General features: G+C 72.2%; 19 protein-coding genes. 8 read left to right on the forward strand and 11 right to left on the reverse strand.

All coding sequences use genetic code 11. The annotated features are described in order from the left end of the window. Positions 1-128: 128 nt before the first annotated feature. Positions 129-527: a tyrosinase family oxidase copper chaperone gene (locus tag AB0M76_RS21415; RefSeq protein ID WP_365954355.1), complete on the forward strand. Its 399-nt coding sequence runs from the start codon at positions 129-131 to the stop codon at positions 525-527. Further along, positions 524-1,375 carry a tyrosinase family protein gene (locus AB0M76_RS21420; protein ID WP_365954356.1) on the forward strand — a complete coding sequence of 284 codons (852 nt, stop codon included), beginning with the start codon at positions 524-526 and terminating at the stop codon, positions 1,373-1,375. The genes AB0M76_RS21415 and AB0M76_RS21420 overlap by 4 nt, the downstream gene beginning before the upstream one ends. On the opposite strand, the gene AB0M76_RS21425 is transcribed toward AB0M76_RS21420, so the two are convergent. Beyond that, positions 1,327-2,028, reverse strand: coding sequence for a response regulator (locus tag AB0M76_RS21425; protein ID WP_365954429.1), 702 nt, complete (start codon positions 2,026-2,028; stop codon positions 1,327-1,329). The genes AB0M76_RS21420 and AB0M76_RS21425 overlap by 49 nt on opposite strands. Before the next feature lie 68 nt (positions 2,029-2,096). Next, positions 2,097-3,701 (reverse strand): sensor histidine kinase, encoded by a 1,605-nt coding sequence (locus tag AB0M76_RS21430; protein ID WP_365954357.1) that lies wholly within the window; start codon positions 3,699-3,701, stop codon positions 2,097-2,099. A gap of 108 nt (positions 3,702-3,809) precedes the next feature. Between AB0M76_RS21430 and AB0M76_RS21435 the strand changes: the two genes are divergently transcribed. Beyond that, positions 3,810-5,168: a cation:dicarboxylase symporter family transporter gene (locus AB0M76_RS21435; RefSeq protein ID WP_365954358.1), complete on the forward strand. Its 1,359-nt coding sequence runs from the start codon at positions 3,810-3,812 to the stop codon at positions 5,166-5,168. Between the two features lie 269 nt (positions 5,169-5,437). Next, positions 5,438-7,195, forward strand: a complete 1,758-nt coding sequence (locus AB0M76_RS21440; RefSeq protein ID WP_365954430.1) for a S8 family serine peptidase — start codon at positions 5,438-5,440, stop codon at positions 7,193-7,195. Between the two features lie 19 nt (positions 7,196-7,214). Here AB0M76_RS21440 and AB0M76_RS21445 read toward each other — a convergent pair whose 3' ends face one another. The 4 genes from AB0M76_RS21445 to AB0M76_RS21460 all read right to left on the reverse strand — a co-directional run bounded on the left by AB0M76_RS21445 (position 7,215) and on the right by AB0M76_RS21460 (position 11,034). Beyond that, a complete protein-coding gene (locus AB0M76_RS21445; protein ID WP_365954359.1) occupies positions 7,215-8,630 on the reverse strand; it encodes an alpha/beta hydrolase in 1,416 nt (471 codons plus the stop codon). Between the two features lie 76 nt (positions 8,631-8,706). Next, entirely contained in the window at positions 8,707-9,381 is a 675-nt protein-coding gene (locus AB0M76_RS21450) for a (2Fe-2S)-binding protein (protein WP_365954360.1), read from the reverse strand. Between the two features lies 1 nt (position 9,382). Continuing rightward, positions 9,383-9,931, reverse strand: coding sequence for a hypothetical protein (locus tag AB0M76_RS21455; RefSeq protein WP_365954361.1), 549 nt, complete (start codon positions 9,929-9,931; stop codon positions 9,383-9,385). Positions 9,932-9,966: 35 nt separating this feature from the next. Beyond that, positions 9,967-11,034 (reverse strand): hypothetical protein, encoded by a 1,068-nt coding sequence (locus AB0M76_RS21460; RefSeq protein ID WP_365954362.1) that lies wholly within the window; start codon positions 11,032-11,034, stop codon positions 9,967-9,969. A 1,019-nt stretch (positions 11,035-12,053) separates the two neighbouring features. On the opposite strand from AB0M76_RS21460, the gene AB0M76_RS21465 reads away from it, so the two are divergent. Next, positions 12,054-12,740, forward strand: a complete 687-nt coding sequence (locus tag AB0M76_RS21465) for a GNAT family protein (protein WP_266661044.1) — start codon at positions 12,054-12,056, stop codon at positions 12,738-12,740. Positions 12,741-12,824: 84 nt separating this feature from the next. On the opposite strand, the gene AB0M76_RS21470 is transcribed toward AB0M76_RS21465, so the two are convergent. The 3 genes from AB0M76_RS21470 to AB0M76_RS21480 are packed head-to-tail and all read right to left on the reverse strand — an operon-like array spanning position 12,825 to position 16,096. Further along, positions 12,825-13,853, reverse strand: a complete 1,029-nt coding sequence (locus tag AB0M76_RS21470) for a hypothetical protein (RefSeq protein WP_365954363.1) — start codon at positions 13,851-13,853, stop codon at positions 12,825-12,827. A 48-nt stretch (positions 13,854-13,901) separates the two neighbouring features. Beyond that, the gene (locus tag AB0M76_RS21475; protein ID WP_365954364.1) at positions 13,902-15,212 is read right to left on the reverse strand and encodes an MFS transporter; all 1,311 of its coding nucleotides are present in this window, start codon (positions 15,210-15,212) and stop codon (positions 13,902-13,904) included. A gap of 2 nt (positions 15,213-15,214) precedes the next feature. Continuing rightward, entirely contained in the window at positions 15,215-16,096 is an 882-nt protein-coding gene (locus AB0M76_RS21480) for an alkaline phosphatase family protein (RefSeq protein WP_365954366.1), read from the reverse strand. 259 nt (positions 16,097-16,355) lie between these two features. Here AB0M76_RS21480 and AB0M76_RS21485 point away from each other — a divergent pair, with 259 nt between their 5' ends. Next, positions 16,356-17,600, forward strand: coding sequence for an alpha/beta hydrolase-fold protein (locus AB0M76_RS21485; RefSeq protein WP_365954367.1), 1,245 nt, complete (start codon positions 16,356-16,358; stop codon positions 17,598-17,600). Here the strand turns inward: AB0M76_RS21485 and AB0M76_RS21490 are convergent. Next, complete coding sequence (locus tag AB0M76_RS21490; protein WP_365954368.1) at positions 17,578-19,032, reverse strand: carboxylesterase family protein; 1,455 nt, start codon at positions 19,030-19,032, stop codon at positions 17,578-17,580. The genes AB0M76_RS21485 and AB0M76_RS21490 overlap by 23 nt on opposite strands. Before the next feature lie 159 nt (positions 19,033-19,191). Between AB0M76_RS21490 and AB0M76_RS21495 the strand changes: the two genes are divergently transcribed. Both AB0M76_RS21495 and AB0M76_RS21500 read left to right on the forward strand, forming a co-directional pair. Then, positions 19,192-19,542, forward strand: a complete 351-nt coding sequence (locus AB0M76_RS21495) for a hypothetical protein (protein ID WP_365954369.1) — start codon at positions 19,192-19,194, stop codon at positions 19,540-19,542. Positions 19,543-19,623: 81 nt separating this feature from the next. Then, a complete protein-coding gene (locus tag AB0M76_RS21500) occupies positions 19,624-19,902 on the forward strand; it encodes a chaplin (RefSeq protein ID WP_365954370.1) in 279 nt (92 codons plus the stop codon). A gap of 138 nt (positions 19,903-20,040) precedes the next feature. On the opposite strand, the gene AB0M76_RS21505 is transcribed toward AB0M76_RS21500, so the two are convergent. Continuing rightward, positions 20,041-20,904, reverse strand: a complete 864-nt coding sequence (locus tag AB0M76_RS21505) for a tyrosinase family protein (protein ID WP_365954371.1) — start codon at positions 20,902-20,904, stop codon at positions 20,041-20,043. Between the last annotated feature and the right edge of the window lie 39 nt (positions 20,905-20,943).

Raw genomic sequence — 20,943 nt, forward strand, 5'->3', positions numbered from 1 at the left:
GATCTTCCCGTCCGGGCCGCTGAAGCCGGTTCGGACGGGAAGATCGACCAACTGGTTCTATGGGCAACTTATCCACGCATGTCCGGATACCGGTCAACGGCCTTTGCCGTCCTGATACTTCTTCGGCCATGAACAAGATCACCCGCCGGCAGGCCTTGGGCACCACTGCCGGCGCTCTCACCGTCCTCGGCATCGCCGGCGCCACCGCGCACGCAGCCGCCACCGACTCCCGCGCCTCCCTACCCACCGGCACGGTCGACGAGGTGTACCAGGGCCGCCGCATACAGATCACCCCGGGCGGGGGCGGCCACCACGGCGGCCACCACGGGGGCGGCCACGACGGACTGCCGGCCATCCGGATAGACGGCCGCGAACTGCACGTCATGCGCAACGCCGACGGCACCTGGATCAGCGTGGTCAACCACTACGAGACCTTCGCCGATCCGGCCTCGCTCGCCCGCGCCGCCGTGCGCGAGCTGCAGGGCGCCGTCCTCGCCCCGTTCGCGCCCATGGGAGGCACGGCATGACCGTCCGCAAGAACCAGGCCGCCCTCACCGCCGAGGAGAAGCGCGCCTTCACCAGTGCGCTGCTCGAGCTCAAGCGCACCGGTACCTACGACCGGTTCGTCACGACCCACAACGGGTTCATCATGGCCGACACGGACTCGGGCGACCGGGTCGGCCACCGCTCGCCCTCGTTCCTGCCCTGGCACCGGCGCTTCCTGCTGGAGTTCGAGGCCGAGCTGCAGAAAGTGGACCCGAAGGTTTCGCTCCCCTACTGGGACTGGAGCGCGGACCGCACCACCCGCTCCTCCCTCTGGGCCGCCGACTTCCTGGGCGGCACCGGCCGGGCACGCGACGGACAGGTCCTCGACGGGCCGTTCGCGTCCGCCAACGGCAAGTGGCCGATAAACGTGCGGGTGGACGCGCGCGCGTACCTGCGCCGGGCGCTCGGCGCGGGAGTGGCCGAGCTGCCGACGAAGGCCGAGGTGGACGCCGTGCTCAACATGCCGGTGTACGACATGGCCCCCTGGAACAGCTCCTCGAACGGTTTCCGCAACCACCTGGAGGGCTGGCGCGGCGCCAACCTCCACAACCGGGTGCACGTGTGGGTCGGCGGCCAGATGGCCACCGGCGTCTCCCCCAACGACCCGGTGTTCTGGATGCACCACGCCTTCGTCGACAAGCTGTGGGCCGAATGGCAGGCCCGCAACCCGAAGTCCACGTACCTGCCGGCCGCGGGCACCACGAACGTCGTCGACCTGCACGACACCATGCGGCCGTGGAACGACGTGACCCCGGCGGACATGCTGGACCACCGGAAGTTCTACACCTTCGACACCGAGCCGGTCCCGGCCGCCGCCAGCCAGCGGTAGTGCAGTTCGGGGCGGCCGACCTGGCCGTACCGGGGGGTGCGGTCCGCCCGCCCGGTGTCCACCAGGTGCTCCAGGTAGCGGCGGGCGGTGATCCGGGAGATCCCGGCCGCCTCGGCCGCCCCCGCGGCGGTCAGCCCCTCGGGCGCCGCCCGCAGCAGCGCGCCGACCCGGTCCAGGGTCGGCGCGCTGAGCCCTTTCGGGAGCTCGGCGGGGCCCGGGGCGCGCAGGGCGGCGAGTGCCCGGTCCACATCGTCCTGGCCGGCCGCCTCCCCCGCCGTCGCGCGGAACTCGGCGTAGCGCAGCAGCCGTTCGCGCAGCGTCGGGAAGGCGAACGGCTTCAGTACGTACTGGACCACGCCGAGCGAGACGCTCTCGCGGACCACGGCCAGGTCCCGCGCCGAGGTCACCACGATCACGTCCACGGGATGCCCGGACGCCCGCAGCCGGCGGGCGAAGCGCAGCCCGTGCCCGTCGGGCAGGGTGAGGTCGAGCAGCAGCAGGTCGACCCGGGTCCGCTCCAGGACCCGGGTGGCCTCGGCGAGCGAGTGGACGGCGCCGACGGCGGTGAAACCGGGCACCCGCCCGACGTACAGGGCGTGCGCGTCGGCGGCGACGGGGTCGTCCTCGACCACCAGCACCCGCACCCCGGACATCGCGGGCGCCTCACGTGCCTCACGTGCGTCGCGTGCGTCGCGTGCGTCGCGTGCGTCGCGTGCGTCGCTCATGGCGTCGGCTCCCTTCGCACGGGCAGTCGTACGGTGAACTCGGCTCCCCCGTCCGGCCCTTCGGCGGCGATCGCGCTGCCTCCGTGCCGGTGGGCCACCTGGCGGACCAGGGCGAGGCCGAGGCCGCGCCCCTCTCCCTTGCCCGACCAGCCGCGCAGGAACACATCGGCCGCGGCGCCCGTGGGCAGGCCGGGTCCGTTGTCGGTGACGCGGAGCAGCAGTGCGTCCTCCTCGGGCCGGACGGTGACCGCGATCCTGGCGGCGGGGACGCCGGTGAGGGCGTCGACGGCGTTGTCCAGGAGGTTGCCGAGCACGGTGACGAGGTCCCGGGCCGGGACGGTTCCGGTCCGGCCGTCGACGGCGCGGCTGTCGGGGGTGAGGACCAGCTCGACGCCCCGCTCGTGCGCCTGGGCGGCCTTGCCCAGCAGCAGCGCCACCAGGACGGGTTCTCCGACGCCGGTGACCACTTGGTCGGTGAGGGCCTGGGCCAGTTCCAGTTCGGCGGTGGCGAATTCCACTGCCTCGTCCGCGCGGCCGAGTTCGATGAGGGAGACCACGGTGTGCAGCCGGTTGGCCGCCTCGTGGGCCTGGGACCGCAGCGCCTCGGTGAATCCCCGCTCTTGATCCAACTCGCCGGTGAGTGACTGGAGTTCGGTGTGGTCGCGCAGGGTGACCACGGTGCCGCGGCGGCCGCCGCCCGCGACGGGAGAGCTGTTGAGGACCAGCACCCGGTCCGTGGTCAGGTGCACCTCGTCCACCCGGGGCCGGTCGGCGAGCAGGGCGCCGGTGAGCGGTGCGGGCAGGCCGAGGTCGGCGGCGCCGGTGCCCCTGACGTCCCCCTGCAGGCCGAGCAGTTCGCGCCCGGCGTCGTTGATCAGGGTGATCCGGCGCTGGCCGTCGAGCATCAGCAGGCCCTCGCGGACCCCGTGCAGGGCGGCCTGGTGGTAGTCGTACATCCGGCTGAGCTCGGCCGCGTTCATCCCGTGCGTGTGCCGGCGCAGCCGGGCGTTGACGATGTACGTGCCGAGTCCGCCGAGGGCGAGCGCGCCGGCCGCGACCCAGGCGAGGACGGAGAGCTGCTCGGCGAGCCGGGCGCTGATCGCGCGGACGGTGATGCCGGAGCTGACCATGCCGACGACCTTGCCGTCGTCCAGGAGCGGGGTGACCACGCGGATGGAGGGCCCGAGGGTGCCGGTGTAGGTCTCGCTGAAGGTCTCGCCGCGCAGGGCGGGGGCGGTGTTCCCCATGAAGGGCTCGCCGATGCGGCGGGGGTCGGGGTGGGTCCAGCGCCGCCCGTCCGGGGCCATGATCGTCACGAAGTCCACCCCGGAGTCGACGCGGACCCGCTCGGCGTAGGGCTGGAGCGCGGCCGAGGGGTCGGCGCCCTGTGCGGCGCCGCGTACGGCCTCGCGGACGGACGGGGAGTCGGCGACCGCGCGGGCCACGGCCCCCGCCTGGCGCCGGGCGGACTCCTCGGCCTGCCCGCGGGCGGTGGCGTACGCGAAGACCGCACAGCCGGCGACGACCACGGCGACCAGCAGCACCTGCATGGCGAAGAGCTGGCCGGCGAGGCTGCGCGGGGGTCGAGGAAACCGGAACATGGCGTTCAGTGTGCACCCGGCTGTGAACTCAATGAACGCAAGGGTGACCGGGGTCACAGCCTCGGGCGATGGTCCTCCCGGGACGTATTCACCACCAGGAGGCGAGCCGTGGCCGGCAGACGCGACAAGACCCATTATCTGTACATCGCGGTGATCGCCGCGGTGCTTCTCGGCATCGCCGTCGGCTTCGCCGCACCGGACACGGCCGTGGAGCTCAAGCCGCTGGGCACCGGCTTCGTGAACCTCATCAAGATGATGATCTCGCCCGTGATCTTCTGCACGATCGTGCTGGGCATCGGGTCGGTGCGCAAGGCCGCGAAGGTCGGCGCCGTGGGCGGCCTCGCCCTCGGCTACTTCATGATCATGTCCACGGTGGCGCTGGCCATCGGGCTCCTCGTCGGGAACCTGCTCGAGCCGGGCAGCGGACTGCACCTGACGGAGGCCGTCAAGCACGCGGGAGAGGCGCAGGCCAAGGCGGGCGGGGCGCAGACCACGCCCGAATTCCTGCTGGGGATCATCCCGACCACCCTGGTCTCCGCGTTCACCGGGGGCCAGGTGCTCCAGACGCTGCTCGTGGCGCTGCTGTGCGGGTTCGCGCTCCAGGCCATGGGCACGGCGGGCGCGCCTCTGCTGCGCGGGATCGGACATGTGCAGAAGCTGGTCTTCCGGGTACTGGCGATGATCATGTGGGCGGCGCCGGTGGGCGCGTTCGGCGCCATCGCGGCGGTGGTCGGTGCGACCGGGATCGACGCCCTGAAGTCGCTCGCCGTCATCATGATCGGCTTCTACACGACCTGTCTGCTGTTCGTGTTCGTGGTCCTCGGGACCCTGCTGCGGGTGTGCACCGGGATCAACGTCTTCTCGCTGCTGCGCTACCTGGGCCGCGAGTTCCTGCTGATCCTCTCCACCTCCTCCTCGGAGTCGGCGCTGCCCCGGCTGATCGCGAAGATGGAGCACCTGGGCGTCTCCAAGCCGGTCGTCGGCATCACGGTGCCGACGGGCTACTCGTTCAACCTGGACGGGACCGCGATCTACCTGACGATGTCCTCGCTGTTCATCGCGGAGGCGATGGGCAAGCCGCTGGCGATCGGCGAGCAGATCTCGCTGCTGCTGTTCATGATCGTCGCCTCGAAGGGCGCGGCGGGCGTGACCGGCGCGGGGCTCGCGACGCTGGCGGGCGGGCTCCAGTCGCACCGGCCGGAACTCGTCGACGGTGTCGGGCTGATCGTGGGCATCGACCGCTTCATGAGCGAGGCCCGGGCGCTGACGAACTTCGCGGGCAACGCGGTGGCGACGGTGCTCATCGGCACCTGGACCAAGGAGTTCGACCGCGAGCGCGCCGGCGAAGTCCTCGCGGGACGCCTGGAGTTCGACGAGACCACGCTGGTCGACGACGGCCACGGCACGGAGCTCCCCACCGTGCCCGGCCAGTCGCCGGCCGACGCCAAGGAGGGCGTGCCGGCGTAACCGGCAGCGCCCCGTCAGGGGCCGGCCGGGCAGGGCTCGCCCCCACGGTGCCCAGCCCGGTCGGCCCTCACACAGCCCCATGGTCGATTTTCGGCCATGGGGCTGTGAAGTGTCCTGCGGTAAAAGGTACTTCCATACCGGGGCACGCGTCTGACATCTTGCGTCCACCACTCGTTTCGTACGGCCCGGTAGGTGCCATGAGCACCACCGGGCCGTCTTCGGAGGACGCATTGATACCCCACATATCCAGCCGACCTCGACGCACTCTCGTGCTCGCCGCCACGCTCGGCGCAGCACTCGCCTTCGGGGCACCCGCCGCGCTCGCCGGCACCGCCCCGGTCTCCCCGTCCGCCTCGTCCGCCCCCGCCAAGGCTGCGGCCGCGGCGCCGACCTCCCAGAGTGCGACCTGGGTTGCCGGCACCCGCGCCTACCTGGTGATCACCGCCCCCGGTGACAGCTCGGCGGTGCGTTCCGCCGTCGCTGCCAACGGCGGCACCGTCTTCTCGAACTTCGACGCCATCGGCGTGATCGTCGCCCACTCCTCCTCCGCCGGCTTCGCCACGGCGATGCGCGGGGTCAGCGGGGTCCAGCAGGTCGGGGCCACCCGTACCTCGGACGTTCCGGCCGACGCCTACAACCCGGCGCTGCCCGCCAACCCGGCGCAGTCGACGACCCCGGCCGGCGAGCCCGTCCGCGCCGACATGAGCCAGATCAAGGCCGACCAGGCCTGGGCTGTCACCACCGGCTCCGCCTCCGTCAAGGTCGGCATCCTGGACACCGGTGTGGACGACCAGCACCAGGACCTGGCGCCGAACTTCAATGCGGCCGACTCCGTCTCCTGCGCGTACGGCAAGCCCGACACCCGTACGGGCGCCTGGCGGGACGTGGACAGCCACGGCACCCACGTCGCGGGCACCATCGCGGCCGCCAAGAACGGCAAGGGCGTCGTCGGCGTGGCCCCGGGCGTGAAGATCTCCGCGGTCCGCGTCGCCGAGCCGGGCAACTCGTTCTTCTTCGCCGAGAACACCATCTGCGGCTTCGTGTGGGCCGGTGACCACGGCTTCAAGGTCACCAACAACAGCTACTACACGGACCCGTGGCAGTTCAACTGCCCGGACAACATCGACCAGGCCGCCATCATCGAGGGCGTCAAGCGCGCCCAGGAGTACGCGGAGGGCAAGGGCTCCCTCCAGGTCGCCGCGGCGGGCAACGAGAACTACGACCTCGCCCACAAGACGACCGACTCCGCGAGCCCGAACGACTCGACGCCGGTCACCCGCACCATCACCAACGCCTGCCTCGACATCCCGACCGAGCTCCCGGGCGTGGTCACGGTCGCGGCGAACGGCACGGGCACCACGAAGGCCTCGTTCTCGAACTTCGGCTCGGGCGTCATCGACGTGGCGGCCCCGGGCAGCGACGTCTACTCCACCGTGCCGGGCGGCAAGTACGGCAGCAAGAGCGGCACGTCGATGGCCACCCCGCACGTGGTGGGCGTCGCGGCGCTGCTCGCCAGCACCAACCCCGGCATCACCCCGGCGCAGCTGCGCGACAAGCTGGCCACGCAGGCCAACGACATCGCCTGCCCGTCGGACAACCGCTGCACCGGGACCGCGGCCAACAACTCGTTCTTCGGCGAGGGCCAGGTCGACGCGCTGAAGGCGGTCGGGTCCACCCCGCCGCCCGGGAAGTACTTCGAGAACCTCGGCGACTTCGCGATCAACGACAACGCCACCGTGGAGAGCCCCATCACCGTCAGCGGGGTGACCGGCAACGCGCCGGCCACCCTCAAGGTGGGCGTGGACATCAAGCACACCTACATCGGTGACCTCAAGGTCGACCTGGTGGCCCCGGACGGCACCGTCTACACCCTGAGCAACCGGGCCGGCGGCGGTACGGACAACATCGTCCAGAGCTTCACCGTCAACGCCTCCTCCGAGGTCGCCAACGGCCTCTGGAAGCTCCGTGTGAACGACAACGCCAACGCGGACACCGGCAAGATCGACGCCTGGAACCTCACGTTCTGAGGGCCGTCGAGCTGAAGCACTAACGCTGCAGGACGTCGGCGAGCCAGTCGAAGACGACGTCGCAGTGCTGCTGCGGGGCCATCGGGGAGCAGTGCAACTGCGCTCCGGTGGCCTCCGTCAGTTTCACGTACTCGCGCTTCGAGCGCAGCAGGTCGTACATCTGCCGGGGCTGGCCGGGGTAGAACTGCTCGAAGTCGTAATCGAGGACCAGCGTCGGCGCCTTGATCTGGGGTACGACCTTCGTGATGTCCAGCCCGATGGCGACCTGGGCCGGGGTCCAGAGGTCCTTGAACACCCGGCCGGCGCGCGCCTCGCGCAGTGCCTCCCGCGAGAAGATCTCGAAGCGCTTCTTGACCGTGGTGGCGAGTTCCGGGGTGAGCTCGGGAACGACGTCCTCGTTCCAGACGCGGTTGGTCTCCGCCTTGTCGGCGGTGACGATGTCGCGGATCTCCTTGTCGAAGCCGAGCCAGGGGTTCGGCACTCCGGGCATGCACACCACGGCCGCGAGCCGGCGTTCGAAGGCCGCGGCGCGGGCGACGAGATTGCCGCCCATGCTGAGGCCGGTGATCGCGATCCGGCTGCTGTCCACGTCCTTACGGGCGTCGAGCCAGTCGACGAGCGGGACCACCACCTGCTCCCACCGGGTGGTGAACGGGATCTCCTCGACGAACAGCAGCCGGCCCTGGCCCGGGCCGTCGTAGACGAGGGCGTTCCAGCCCCGCCCGAGGGCAGCCGCGACGCCGTAGGTCCACATGTCGAGGTTCTGCCCGTCGCTGCCGTTGGTGAGGATGACCGTCGGGCGGGGCTCGTCCCCGCCGTCGGGCCGGAAGAACCAGACCGGCAGGCGGGTCTTCGCATACGGGACCTGCGCACGGACGGCGGCCGGGGAGCAGAGCTGGGTGAAGGTGTCCCAGGCCTTGCGGCCCGCCAGGTAGACCGCCTTCTCGTCGCCGGGGCTGCGGGTGCCGAGGACGTAGAACAGGGCCTGGGCGTAGTACTGCGCGGCCCGCAGCGAGCGGAACCGGCGGGTCTGCGAGGGGGTTTCGCCGCCGTGTCGGCCGGCCGCCGGGGGTGCGGCGAGCCGGTCGCCCCAGGCGCGGAAGGTGTCGGTGAAGGTCTGCGCGGACAGCCCGGCGGTGTTGATGGCGTTGACGGCGGTGAGCACCTCGCCCACCTCGGAGGCGCGCATGCCGGCCGCGCCGAGCGCGAGGAGCCCGGCGAAGTTGTACCCGGGGTCGTCGAACAGCTTCATGGCTCCCGGCAAGGGATCCGGGGCTGCCGCAGCTGCCCGGGGCGCGGCCCCCGCACAGCCGGCGGTCCCGCCGACGGCAAGGGCTCCGGCGCCTGCGGCGAGTCCGGTCAGGGCGGCACGCCGGGACAGCACCCAGGGGGGCTCCGAGCGGGGCTGCGGCTGCGCTGTGCGAGCTTGCGTCATGGCAGGGACCGTAGGAGGCGGCCCCGGCGGATCGGCGCCCGCCACACCCGCGGCTGCTCCGAACGGCCCTGTCCGGCTACCTGGTCCGCAGCACGCAGTCCCCGCAGAGTCCGCCGCCGGGCACTTGGTAGTAGAGGCAGCAGCTGCGCCGTACGAACGCCACCCCGAGCCCCTCTTCGTGGATGAAGGTGCCCGTCCCGCCGAGCGCCCCGCCCTCGGCCAGCAGCTCCGCGGCCAAGGACACCGCCGGGCCGCCCGGGACCCGGTCGATCAGCACCCGCAGCGCCCCGACCAGCCCCGACGCGGCGTTCCCGCGCAGCACCTTGGGCGACACCCCGTACCGCTCCCGCAGGCGCGCGTCCAAGGCCCCGAGGTTGCCGAGCACGCTCTCCCCGAGCGCCCCGGCCGGCAGCGCTCCCACAGCGGGCTCGGGCAGCCACAGCTCCAGCGACCCCGCCGCGGGGAGCCGCCACCACACCCGCTCGGCCCCCAGGTCGGGGATCCGCCCGCCCAGCGCGGCGCAGCCCAGGCCCAGCGACCACAGCCGCGAGGCGATCCCGAACTGCGCGGTCGACGCCGCGACCCGGCCGGGCCCGCTCCGGATCCGCCGCCCCACCTCGGCGACGTACGGCTCGAGTTGTGCCCCGTAGAGCTCGCCGAGCGGCCGGAAACCCTCACCGGGCGGCTCCTTCCCGTACGGCACGGCGAAGAAGGGCCCGACGGCGGCCAGCCGGCGCAGTACGTCCTCCACCTCAGGCTCCGTATCCGTCGTCGGGCAGAGCAGGGTCGGCCCCCGGGCACTCCCGGTGGTCCAGGGCGTACGAGGAGACCGTGTGCAGCAGCCAGTCCTCCGCGATCGGTTCCGTGTCACAGCAGCGGGCCACGAAGACGAAGCTCACCATGGTCTGCGGCACGGGCTCCGCGTAGAGGGTCCGCTGCTCGGGCAGCCGCTCGGACCACTCGGTACGCCAGGCGACCCCGGCGCCGGCGAGCGCCGCGGTGAGCCGCGACTCGGTGACGGACACCGGCCCGCGGTACGGCTCCCCCTCGCCGGTGCCCGGGATCTCCAGCGCATCACGCCAGGTGTCCACACTCATCGAGCGCAGTTGTCGGCACCGGCAGTACACGTTCTCCAGGCTCCCGTGATGGAACCAGTGCGGCCACCGCTGCCCCTGGTACACCGGCCACGAGCAGTCCGGCTCGCCGTGCACGGCGACCAGGTCGTGCAGGTGCGCGCCGACGTGGAAGGCACCGAGCCTCCCCGTGGCCGCGAAGCGGACCAGTTCCGTCACGAAGTCCATGCACGGATGATCTCAGGTGGCTGCGGTCCGGCGGATCACGGCCTGCACGGGGCAACCGGCGCCGGAGGCCCGGCGTTCCCCGCAGCAGCCCTGGGATCGCGCCACTTCGTGTCGTCGTGGGCGAAGACGAACGACTCGATCGGTACGCCCCGTTCGGCGCTGAGCCGGGCCACCAGCTCCTGCAGGACCACCGTCTCCAGCACCACGCGCACGGCGTCCGGCACCTCGGGGAGGCGGATCACCGACAGGCTGTCCGCCGGCTCGACCCGGGCCGTCGTCAGCAGCAGCGTGAGGTGCCCGGCGCCGGCCAGCGAGCGGGCCAGCTCGATCTCGCGGCCGTCGCCGAAGACGAGGTGGAGGGTGTTGCCCGCCGACTCCATCTCCCCGTGCAGGTAGTTGCGGGTCGCCGAGGCGGCCGCGGTCATCCGGACCACCTCGCGCAGCAGCAGCGCACCCTCCTCGGCCGAGGCGCACGAGGCCCCGGCCGCCACCGTGTCGGAGGCGATGCAGCGGGCGCCGCGCTCGCGCAGGCCCGCGACCACCTCGGCGGCCCGCCCGTGGACTGCCGCGGTCTGCTCGGCGATGTCGCCCCACGGGTCCTGCGCGCGGCTCGCGATGGCCCCGGCGATCAGGTCGAGGGCGACGACCGTGCCGGTGTAGCCGATGGTCGAGGCGTACGAGTCGGGCTCGTTGCCGAGGCCCACGGTGAGGTCGGCGAGCTCGCCGAGCCGCGACGGTAAGACGTTGAGCAGCGCGGTCCTCGTGATGCCGGGGGCGGCGGACCGGCAGGCGGCGATGGTCTCGCGGCTGCGGCCGCCCTGGGAGACGGCGATCAGGCAGTCGGTGTCGAAGCCGGCGGTGCCGGTCTCGATCTCGCTGGACAGGACGCGCTGGGTGACGACCCCGGCCTTCCGCAACTGCTGTACGGGGACGGCGAGGGCGGCGTACGAGGCGCCGATGCCGGTGAACAGGGGGCGCCGGGCGGCGCGCAGCGCGGCGCGCTCCGGGGAGGCCAGCTGGCTGCGGACGCGGTCGGCGATCCGGGCGAGGGCGACGCCCTGGCCGGCCTGGCCCTCGAGGAAAGTGATGCGGGATCCGGACATGGTGGGGGGTGTCTCGTCTTTCCGTGAAGCTCTGTGCGGGAACGGTGTGTTGGGACGGTGTGTTGGGACGGTAAGGGGCGGGCGACGGGATCGGGCGCCGGCGGCCGAGTGCTGCGCGCGCTCCCGGCCCGCAGTCGCCGGGCCGGACGTCGCGAACGCCCAGCGGATGAGCCCGCGGGCGACGGGAGCGAAGGCGCGGCCCGACGCGATGAAGCCAGGGATTACCGGCGCCCCCGAAGTTGACGACCGCCCCCGGCCGGACCGCCGCCTGCGGCTACTGCGCCCCTACGACGGCCCCCGCGGGCTCGGTCCCCCGGTGAACCGCCCCGGCAGCGGAACCCCGCGACCGAGCCGATCGCCCACGCGAGCGTCCCCGAGGCCGATCCGGGCGAGCGGGCGGGAGACCGATCACCCGGGTGGAGTAGCGGGCCGACCACACGTAGTAGGCGCCGTCTCCGGCGGCCGTGTCGTCATCCGACCGCCGGACCAGCCAGATGGCCCAACAGATCGATCCAATCCGACCACCATCTGCCGGGCCACTTCACGCATGCCCCCAAGCGCTGCCGCGCACGGCCCCGACACCCGCCCGCGGACACATCACCGACGGCCGTCTGTTCGATGTCCGGGCGGTCGGGGAGGGGCCCGGGATCATCCGCCCGGCCGACGGTCGGAGCCTTCCGCGGGCGCGTCCCGGCATCCTCACATCCTCGCAGGTCAGAGGTTGTTTGTACGGCATCCGGAGGCCGCCGGGACCGCCGTCCGGGGGGCCCTCGCCGGGTGGTGGAACGGATGTCCGCGGATCAGGATTACGGGTGCTCCGGGCCGGGGACCGAAGTCATCGAAAAAGATGGCCGCGACGTTGCCAATTTGGGGGTTCATGAGAGGAGATTTAGGGGCTACATTGAGCCACTCGCGTTCACCTGACAGCCCGTTGCCTTTCACTCGTGTTTTGCACGGGGGGCGACGTCAGGAGCGCACACTGTGCAACCACCCCACCGCCCAGAAGGACCGAAGGCTCCGTGCCCGTACCCGTACTCCTCGCCGGCCGCACCGTGCGGCTCGAGCCCCTCGCCCCCCACCACACCGAGGCCTTGGCCATGGCCGGGGCCGAGGATCGTACGACTTACGCCTTCACCCCCGTACCCCATGGGGTGCAGGCGTCCCACGAGTACATCGACCGCGCCCTCGCAGATCAGGCGGCGGGTCGATCGCTCCCCTTCGCGGTGGTCAGAGCCACCGACGGCCGGGTCGTCGGTTCGACCCGGTTCCTGGAACTCGACTACTGGCAGGGACCCCTGGTGTGGCCCGCGGTGCCGGGCGTCCCGTTCGGTGATCCGGCGACGGCGATCCCCGATGCCGCCGAGATCGGCAATACCTGGCTGTCCCCGGGCGCCCAGGGGACGGGCATCAACACCGAGGCCAAGCTGCTCATGCTCCGCCACGCCTTCGAGACCTGGGGCGTCCGCCGCATCTCGCTGCGCGCCGACGCCCGCAACGGGCGCTCGCGCGCGGCGATGGAGCGGCTCGGGTTCACCTGCGAGGGGGTCCGCCGGGCCCATTCGCGGGGACTCGACGGTGCCGTGCGCAGTACCGCCTTCTACTCGATCCTCGACGAGGAGTGGCCGGCCGTGCGGTCGATCATCGAGCTGAGGCTGTCCGCGGGAGCTCAGCGCAAGCGGCGACGCAAGACGCTGATCCCGGCGTAACGGTCCTGCATTCGGCGTAACGGTCCTGCACATCGGCGCAGGAGTCCCGGCAGCGGCCCCCCACCCCGGCCCTTCCTTACGGCGTCAGCCGAGGAAGGCCGGGGCGAGGGCCGAGGCCATCAGCGGGGTGGGAGCGCCGCTGCCGTCGGCCGGTACGGCGTACAGGTCGGCGCCGAAGTCGCCGGGCAGGGAGTAGACGACCGTCTTGTCGTCCGTCCACACCACCTGGTCGTCCACGCTGCGCTCCTCCGCGAGCGGGGTCTCCTGCATCGAGGCCAGGTCCAGGGCGTACAGCCGCCACGGGGCGTCGGGCGACAGGCCGGGCACCCGCTTCTTGAACACCAGCCGGGTCCCGTCGGGCGACAGCGACGGGCATTCCAGGTTCTCGCGGAGCGTGGTCAGGGTGCGGTCGGCCAGGTCGCCGCGGACCAGGTAGGTCTGGCCGCCGGTGGCGAGCGTCGCGTAGAAGGTCCGCTCGTCGGCGGCGAAGGTCACTCCCCAGAAGTTGACGTCGGCGTTGCGGTACGCCTTGCCGTCCTTGCGGATCGCGAAGTCCTCCAGCGAGGCGTCGAGCCTGCCCGTGCGCAGGTCGAGCAGCGAGGTGCGGGTGGAGAAGTTCGTCCCGGCGTACGAGTCCCCTCCGACGAAGACCGTCCAGGCGACGAGGTGTCCGCCGGGCGAGACCCGGGCGCGGGTGGGGATCCCGGCCAGCGGGTGTGCGGAGACCTCCTTGAGGCGGGCGTCGAGGACGACGGCCCGGTAGCTCTCCTGGACCCCGCCCTTGTCGGCCTGGAGGCAGATCCCGGTGCCGGCCGCCGAGTGGAAACGCAGGCAGCTCACGCCGGAGGCGGTACGCGGGCCCTGGGGTGCGGTGGCGGGGACGGTGGCGAGCTCGTCGCGGTGCGGGCCCCACGCCATGTTCCGGAACACGATCCGCCGTTCGGCCCCGGCCGGGGCCAGGGACACCTCGCCCCGGCTGATCTGCGGGCCGCCCGCCTGGGTCTGGTTCTTCTCCTCGGCCCGTGAGGAGGCCCGTACGACGGCGAGCACCCCCACCGCGGCGAGCAGGACGACGGCGGAGACGAGGATCAGCATCCGGCGTTGGAGGGTCATGGGGGCCTTTCGGGGATGTGGGGGAAATTCAGGGGCGGCTGAGCGCACTCAGTCGGCCCGCGCCTCGGCGGCGGACTCGGCGGCCATCGCGTCCGCGGGGCGCAGCAGAGTGCATACGCCGGCCGCAGCGGCCAGCAGCACGGCGGCGACCGCGAGGGCGGGGCGGGCGCCCCAGACGGTCCATGCGGCGCCGAAGCCCAGCGAGGCGGCGAAGCGGGCGAGGGCCTGGCCGGTCTGGACGAGGGCGAGGCCGCCGCCGCGGTGTTCCTCGGGCACGGCTCCGGCGGCCGCGGCCATCAGGACGCCGTCGGTGGCCGCGTAGAAGCCGCCGTGCAGCAGGAGCACGGCGTACGGAAGGGCTGTGTCATGGGCGTGGCCCGCGCCACCCGTGAGCAGGAGGCCGTACGCGAGGAGCAGCGCGAGGTGGCCGCCGAGGAAGACGCGCCAGCGGCCGATCCGGTCGGCGAGCCTTCCGAGCGGCAGCGCGAGCAGGAAGAACGCGGCGGCGGTGCCCAGCGGCAGCAGCGCGAACCAGCGGTCGGCGATCCCGGTGGTGCGCTGGAGCAGCAGGAAGACGAAGGCGTCGCTGACGGTGCACAGCCCGAGCAGTAGCGCGCACAGGCTGATCCGGCGCAGGTCCCGGCGGCCCAGCAGCCCGAGGGCGGCGCGCAGCGAGACGGGCTCCGCGCCGGGCGCGGGTGCGGTGCGGCGGCCCGGGACGAAGAGGACGAGCACGAGCACGCCGAGGGCGGCGACGCAGGCGCTGACCGTGAAGACGGCGTCGTAGCCGTCGGCGGCGCCGCGCAGGATCAGGAAGGCGAGGATCGGCCCGATCAGGGCGCCGGCGGTGTCCATGGCCCGGTGGACCCCGAAGGCCCGGCCGCGGTCCTCGGGGGCGGCGGCCAGCGAGATCAGCGCGTCGCGCGGGGCGGTGCGCAGGCCCTTGCCGGTGCGGTCGAGGGCGAGCACCGCGCCGATCGCGGGCAGGGTGTGCGCGAGCAGGAGCAGCGGTTTGCACAGGGCCGAGAGGCCGTAGCCGAGGCCGGCGAGGGCCTTGTGGCGGCCGAAGCGGTCGCCGAGGTGGCCTCCGGCGAGCCGGACCAGCGCGCTGATGCCGTTGTAGAGCCCGTCGAGGAGCCCGAAGCCGAGCGGGGAGAGGCCGAGGCCGGCGACGAGGTAGAGGGGGAGCACGGCCGTGACCATCTCGGAGGAGACGTCGGTGATCAGGCTGACCGTGCCGAGGGCGAGCACCGTGGGGGCGAGCGCGGCGCGCCGCCCCGGGCTGGTGCCCGGGGCGACGGCCTGCGGCTCGGGGGTCACGGCGGGCGCGGGAGTACCGCGACTGTCCGCAACGTACATGGTCAGGAGGCCCAGATACCCGTGATGTCCTTGGCGGTGGCCGCGTTCCCGGCGTGGGTGGTCAGGCCGGCCAGGCCCTCCAGGGTGCGCAGCATGTCGTAGTGGTTGTACGTGGTGCCCGACGTGCTGCCGGGGGTGACGGGCTGGCCGTAGAGGACGGTCGGGATCTTGTTGCCGGCGAGCCGGTTGTCCTCGTCGAAGGTGACGACGAGCAGGCTGTTGTGGGTCTTGGCCCAGTCGGCGTAGGCCTTGAGGTTGTTCTTGAGCCAGGTGTCGCCGGTGCCGACGGAGCAGTCGTGCATGTCGTTGCACAGGTTCGGGACGACGAAGGACACCTTGGGGAGGGTGGTGTAGTCCGTCGGGAACTGGGTCATGGTCTTCGCGGTGCTGGTGGGCACGTTGGAGAAGGCGAACCAGGGGTTGTGCTTGCGGGCGTACTTGCCGCTGCTGCACGTGGTGGAGCCCTGGCTGGGGAGGGTCTCGTTGTAGCTGGCCCACGTCTTGCCGGCGGCCAGCAGCTCGGAGGCCAGGTTGGGCGCGGAGCTGAAGCCCGGCGTGTAGCAGCTGTCGCCGGTGACGCCCTGGTTCGAGCCGGAGAACAGCTGGAGGTAGTTGGGCTGGCTGGGGTGGGTGATGCCGAACGACTGCGTGAGGTTGGCGCCCCCGCTCTTGAGGGAGTTGATGTACGGGGCGCTGGAGCTGCCGATGACCTGGTCGTAGGCGTGGTTCTCGAAGACCACGACGACGACGTGGTCGGGGGCCGGCAGGCCGGCCGCGTGCGCGGGCTGGGCGGAGCCGATGCCGGCCCACAGGGCCGTACCGGCGGCGGTGAGGCCGAAGGCGGTGGCGAGGGCGGTCTTACGGCGGGACCGTGACGGGGTCATGCCAAACACGGAAAATACCTCCGGGCAGGGGGGTTCTGGGGGCGGCGCGCACGCACCATACCCAGGGGCATGTGCATGGGCCAGGGACGTGCGGCGAACAGACCGGGAACTCCGGTGGCCTGGCGGGTGTTAGGCAACGCCCAGCCCTCGGTCAACCCAAGAGCAGGGAAAAAGGGGAACCACGGAGCACGTAGGCTCATCCTTCGAACAGAAGAGACCACCCCCCGACGGGGCAGCACCAGCCGGAGAGCAACCGCACATGTCGTACTCACCCGACGGACAGCACCAGCCGTACCGGTCGGAAGGGCAGTACCAGCAGCAGCCCTACGGCACTTCGTACGCGCAGCCGTACGAACCCCAACAGCACCACGAGCCCCCGTACGGGCCACCGCAGCCGCCGTACGGCGGGCCGGAGGGGCCCGAGGACGACCGGCGGCGGCCGCGCCGGGGCAGGCGCTGGCTGATCGCGGGTGTCTCCGTCCTCGCGCTCGCCGGCATAGCCGCCGGGGTGATGTACCACTTCGAGATACCCCCCTTCACCGACAAGGGCAAGGACATCTCCTTCGGCCAGCCGGCCGCGGGCGGCGGGCAGACGGGCGGCGCCGACGGCACTGCGAAGCAGGCGGCCAACTCCAAGGCCCTGATGCCCACCGGGCCGAAGTCCGAGTTCAAGAACTCGATGACCCTGGCCGACGGCACGCACGTGGCCGTCACCACGCTGGACGGCAAGAAGTCGGGCTTCAAGGGCAAGGTGTGGGTCTGGGCGCCCAAGGAGTACAACGACCCGAAGTTCGCCAAGAGCGGCTTCCCGGTCATGATCGCCCTGCCCGGCGGCGCCGGCTACCCGAACAACTACTGGATGGGCACCGACCTGGGGCTCCAGACCAGCATCAGCAAGTGGTACGCCGAGGGCAAGAGCAAGCCGTTCATCCTCGCCATGCCGGTGCTGAACCCGGGCCCGGACGACAAGGGCATCTACTGGGACGGCTCCGACATCCCCGACCAGCCCAAGATGGGAACCTGGCTGACCGAGGACGTTCCGGACCTGGTGAAGGCGAACTTCCGCACCGTCAAGTCCCGTGACGGCTGGGCCTACATGGGCTCCTCCACCGGCGGCTTCGCGAGCCTGAAGGCCGTGCTCAAGCACCCGGACAAGTTCAAGGCCGCGATCTGCTCCGGCCCGGACATCGTGCCCGACTCCTCGCTGTGGAAGGGCCACGAGAAGGAGAAGGCCGAGAACAACCCGGAGTTGCTGGCGAAGGCCATGATCGACAAGAAGGGGGCTCCGGACGTCTACCTCGCCTTCCAGGTCGGCGACAACGAGAACAACAAGAAGACGTTGCCCGATGTGCAGAAGTTCGTCGCGACGTACGGCAAGGGGCCGATCCACACCAGCCTGAGGGTCATCCCCGGCGGCCAGCACAACGCCAAGACCTACGTGCCGAACATGGGCGAGGGTCCGATCCAGTTCATCAGCAAGGTCATGGAAGGACCGGTGGAATAACCGCCGGTTCGACCGACTCCACGCGCTGCGGCCCGCCGAACACCATCGGCGGGCCGTTGCCGTCCCAGGGCGCCCAGCCCGGGTTCCCGGTCACGGCGAAGCGCACCCAGGCCGCGTGCATCCGGTCGGCCAGCTCCTGCGGGGCGTCCGGCCCGGCCAGCCAGGAGGCCTCCGGCACGTCGAGCGTGTCGAACACGAAGCCCAGCTCCAGCGCGTGGCAGGCGCCGAGCCCCGGAACGCCGGACGGCCAGCCGAACTCGTACAGGAAGCTCGAGGCGGTCCGCCGCGCCCCGGCGAGCCGGCGCAGCGGGTCGCGCAGCAGCCGGTCGGTCAGCAGCTGGCCCGCGAGCTCGGCCGGGCCCGCCCCGGGCCGTGCGGCGCGCAGCGCCCGTACGGCGGCCCGGTCCTTGCCGCTGCGGGCGCGGGCCAGGGCCACGGTGAGCGGACCGAACCGGTCCATCAGCCGGAGCGCGCCGGTGGGGGCGAGCCAGAGCCGGTACTCCTCGGTGGTCCAGCCCAGCAGCAGCGGTACCTCCGTCGCCGCCGCGGCCTCGAGCGGGTCGCCGGGGAGCGTGTCCGGGTCGGTGACCAGGCCGAACGCGGGGCCTGCGACCAGCGGGCCGGAGCGGCGCAGCACGGCGCCCTGCGCGGCGAGCAGGTCGGGCAGGGCGGTGGCGGCGAAGGCCTCCGCGGTCGCGGGCACCTTCAGGAGGGAGGCCATCCGCCGGACCATCGCGCGCACCTTCTCGCGGGCCGGCACCTCGGGGGCGCCGCTCTGCAGGGCGGCCCCGGCGAAGAGCCCGGCGGCACGCGGGGCGCCGAGCAGGGCGCCGACGCTGATGGCTCCGGCGGACTCACCGAAGACGGTGACGCGGCCGGGGTCCCCGCCGAAGGCCTCGATGTTCTCCCGGACCCAGGTCAGGGCAGCGATCTGGTCGAGCAGGCCGCGGTTGGCGGGGGCATCGGGGAAGAGCCCGTAGCCGAGGACGCCGAGGCGGTAGTTGACGGAGACGAGCACCACCCCGTCGCGGGCGAAGGCGGAGCCGTCGTAGACGGGGACGGCCGAGGAGCCGCGGGTGAGCGCCCCGCCGTGCAGCCACACCATGACCGGCAGCCGGGCTCCGGGGGCCGGGGCCGGGGTCCACACGTTGAGGTTCAGGCAGTCGTCCCCGGGGACCTCCGGGTCGGGCAGCAGCGCGGCGAACTTCGGCGGGTAGGGCACCTTGGGCGCGGTGGGCCCGAAGGCGCCGGCGTCGCGTACGCCGTCCCAGGCGGCCGGGGGCGCGGGCGCGGCGAAACGGAGGGCGCCGACGGGCGGGGCGGCGTACGGGATGCCCCGGAAGGCGGCGATGCCGTCCGGCCCGGTCCGGCCCTCGACCATGCCGTACCCGGTCCTGACCCGGGGCCGGCCGCTGCCGCCCGCTGTGCTCATCGTTTCCGCTCCTCCCCCGACTCCGGTGCATCCCGTAAATCCGGTGCATCCCGTAAATCCGGTGAATCCGCTGTTCCGCGTCCCCCGGGCACGGTCGCACAGGCCTGCGACGGGTGACAAGGCGTGACCCGGCCGGGGGCAGGCCGGGTTGGACCGGGCATGCGATCCATGCGTATCCACCCCGGCGTCCGCGGCTTCGCCCGGGCCGGCGCGGTCCCCCTGCTCCTGATCGTGGCCGCGGGCGCGGCGCAGGCCGCCGGGCCCGGCTTCCAGTACGTCGGCCAGGACGACAGGGTCCACGGGCTGACCGACCCGCAGGGCTGCGTCGGGGCCAAGGGCGGCGGTCAGAAGGCCGTCACCAACGCGACCGGCAGCACCGCGACCCTCTACCGCGGGCAGGGCTGCACGGGTGACGTCGTGGCGGTCCTGCAGCCGGGTGCCGGCGGCCAGATCGAGCCGTTCTTCGCCTCCGTGCGATTTTCCTTCATCAGTAAGGCCCAGCGGCCGTGACCGCTGGGCTCCCGCTGCGTTGTATGCCATGTCAAACGCCGCAGCTCCGCTGTGGCACCCCAATCTCACGAGGAGATCTTGATGTCGCGTATCGCGAAGGCAGTCGCCGTCACCGCTGTTGCCGGTAGCGCCCTGGCCGCCGGTGCCGGTCTGGCCGTCGCCGATGCCGGAGCGCACGGTGCGGCGGTCGGCTCCCCCGGTGTCCTGTCGGGCAACCTGCTCCAGGTTCCGGTGCACGTCCCGGTCAACGTCTGCGGCAACACCGTGAACGTGATCGCCCTGCTGAACCCGGCGTTCGGAAACACCTGCATCAACGCGTCGGGCGGCGAAAAGCACCACACCGAGGGCTACGGCGGCTGACCGCCTGCGCCTCTTCGGTCGGCTTGACCGGTTGATCCGAGGGCTGAGGGCCCCCGCCGTACGGCGGGGGCCCTTCTTCCGTTCCGCCGTCCGGCTGAAGCGTCTTTCGTTCCGCCGTCCGGCTGAACGGCCGCCATTTCATTCGTAGCGGTAGATGCCCTGGTGGCTGAGCATGTCGCGCGGCGTGATGTTCCACGGCGGCATCGGCTCGTCGAGGGAGATCACCCGGCCGCGCTGGAGGTCGCCCAGTTCGAGCGGGGCCGCGGGCAGGTAGCCGGAGACCGGGTGCTTCAGCTGCCAGCGGTCCCAGAGCAGGTCCACGAAGGCGTGGTGCAGCCAGAACACCGGGTCGTTGGGGGCCGTACCGCCCGTCATGTGGCCGCCGATCCACTGGTGCACCTTGTTGTGGTTGCGCCAGCGCTCGCTCTTCGGCGCAGCCCAGCCCTCCAGCTTGTTGCGGAAGCCGCCGCCCTGCGCCGTGGAGTCCCAGGGCGAGGTGTCGTACGCCGGGTCGTCGAGCGCCCACTGGAGCTCCGCCGCGGTGGGCAGGGCGATCGGGTTCTGCGGCCGGCCGAGGTTGCGGGTGAGGAAGCGGGCCTCGCTGATGCCCACGGTGATCTCCCAGTTGCCCTTCTCGTAGGCGAACGGGCCGGTCATCACCCGGCGGTCGCTCTCGCGGCCGGTGCCGCCGAGGAAGTCCTCGGCCCAGAGGGAGGAGACCGGGCTGCTGTCCGTGGTCCAGTCCCAGTACGGGACCGAGACGCCCGGGTCGACGTCCTGGAGCAGCCGCTCGAACTGGAGCAGGTAGCGCCGGTGCCAGGGGAAGAAGGACGGGGACATGTGCCCGACGCGGAGCTTGCTGTCCTTGTCGGGCACGAAGTACTTGCCGTGGGTGCGCACGAGTTGGTCGTACGTGCCGTTGCGCTTGAGCTCCAGCACGGCCGCCGTGAACCGCTTCTTCTGGGCGCTGGTCAGGTTCTTCTGATTCTGCCGGGTGTACATGCGGGGCTCCTCCCGTTCCGTCCTGCGCTGTCGCGTCCG

Source organism: Streptomyces sp. NPDC051364, assembly GCF_040682115.1.
Lineage (GTDB): Bacteria > Actinomycetota > Actinomycetes > Streptomycetales > Streptomycetaceae > Streptomyces.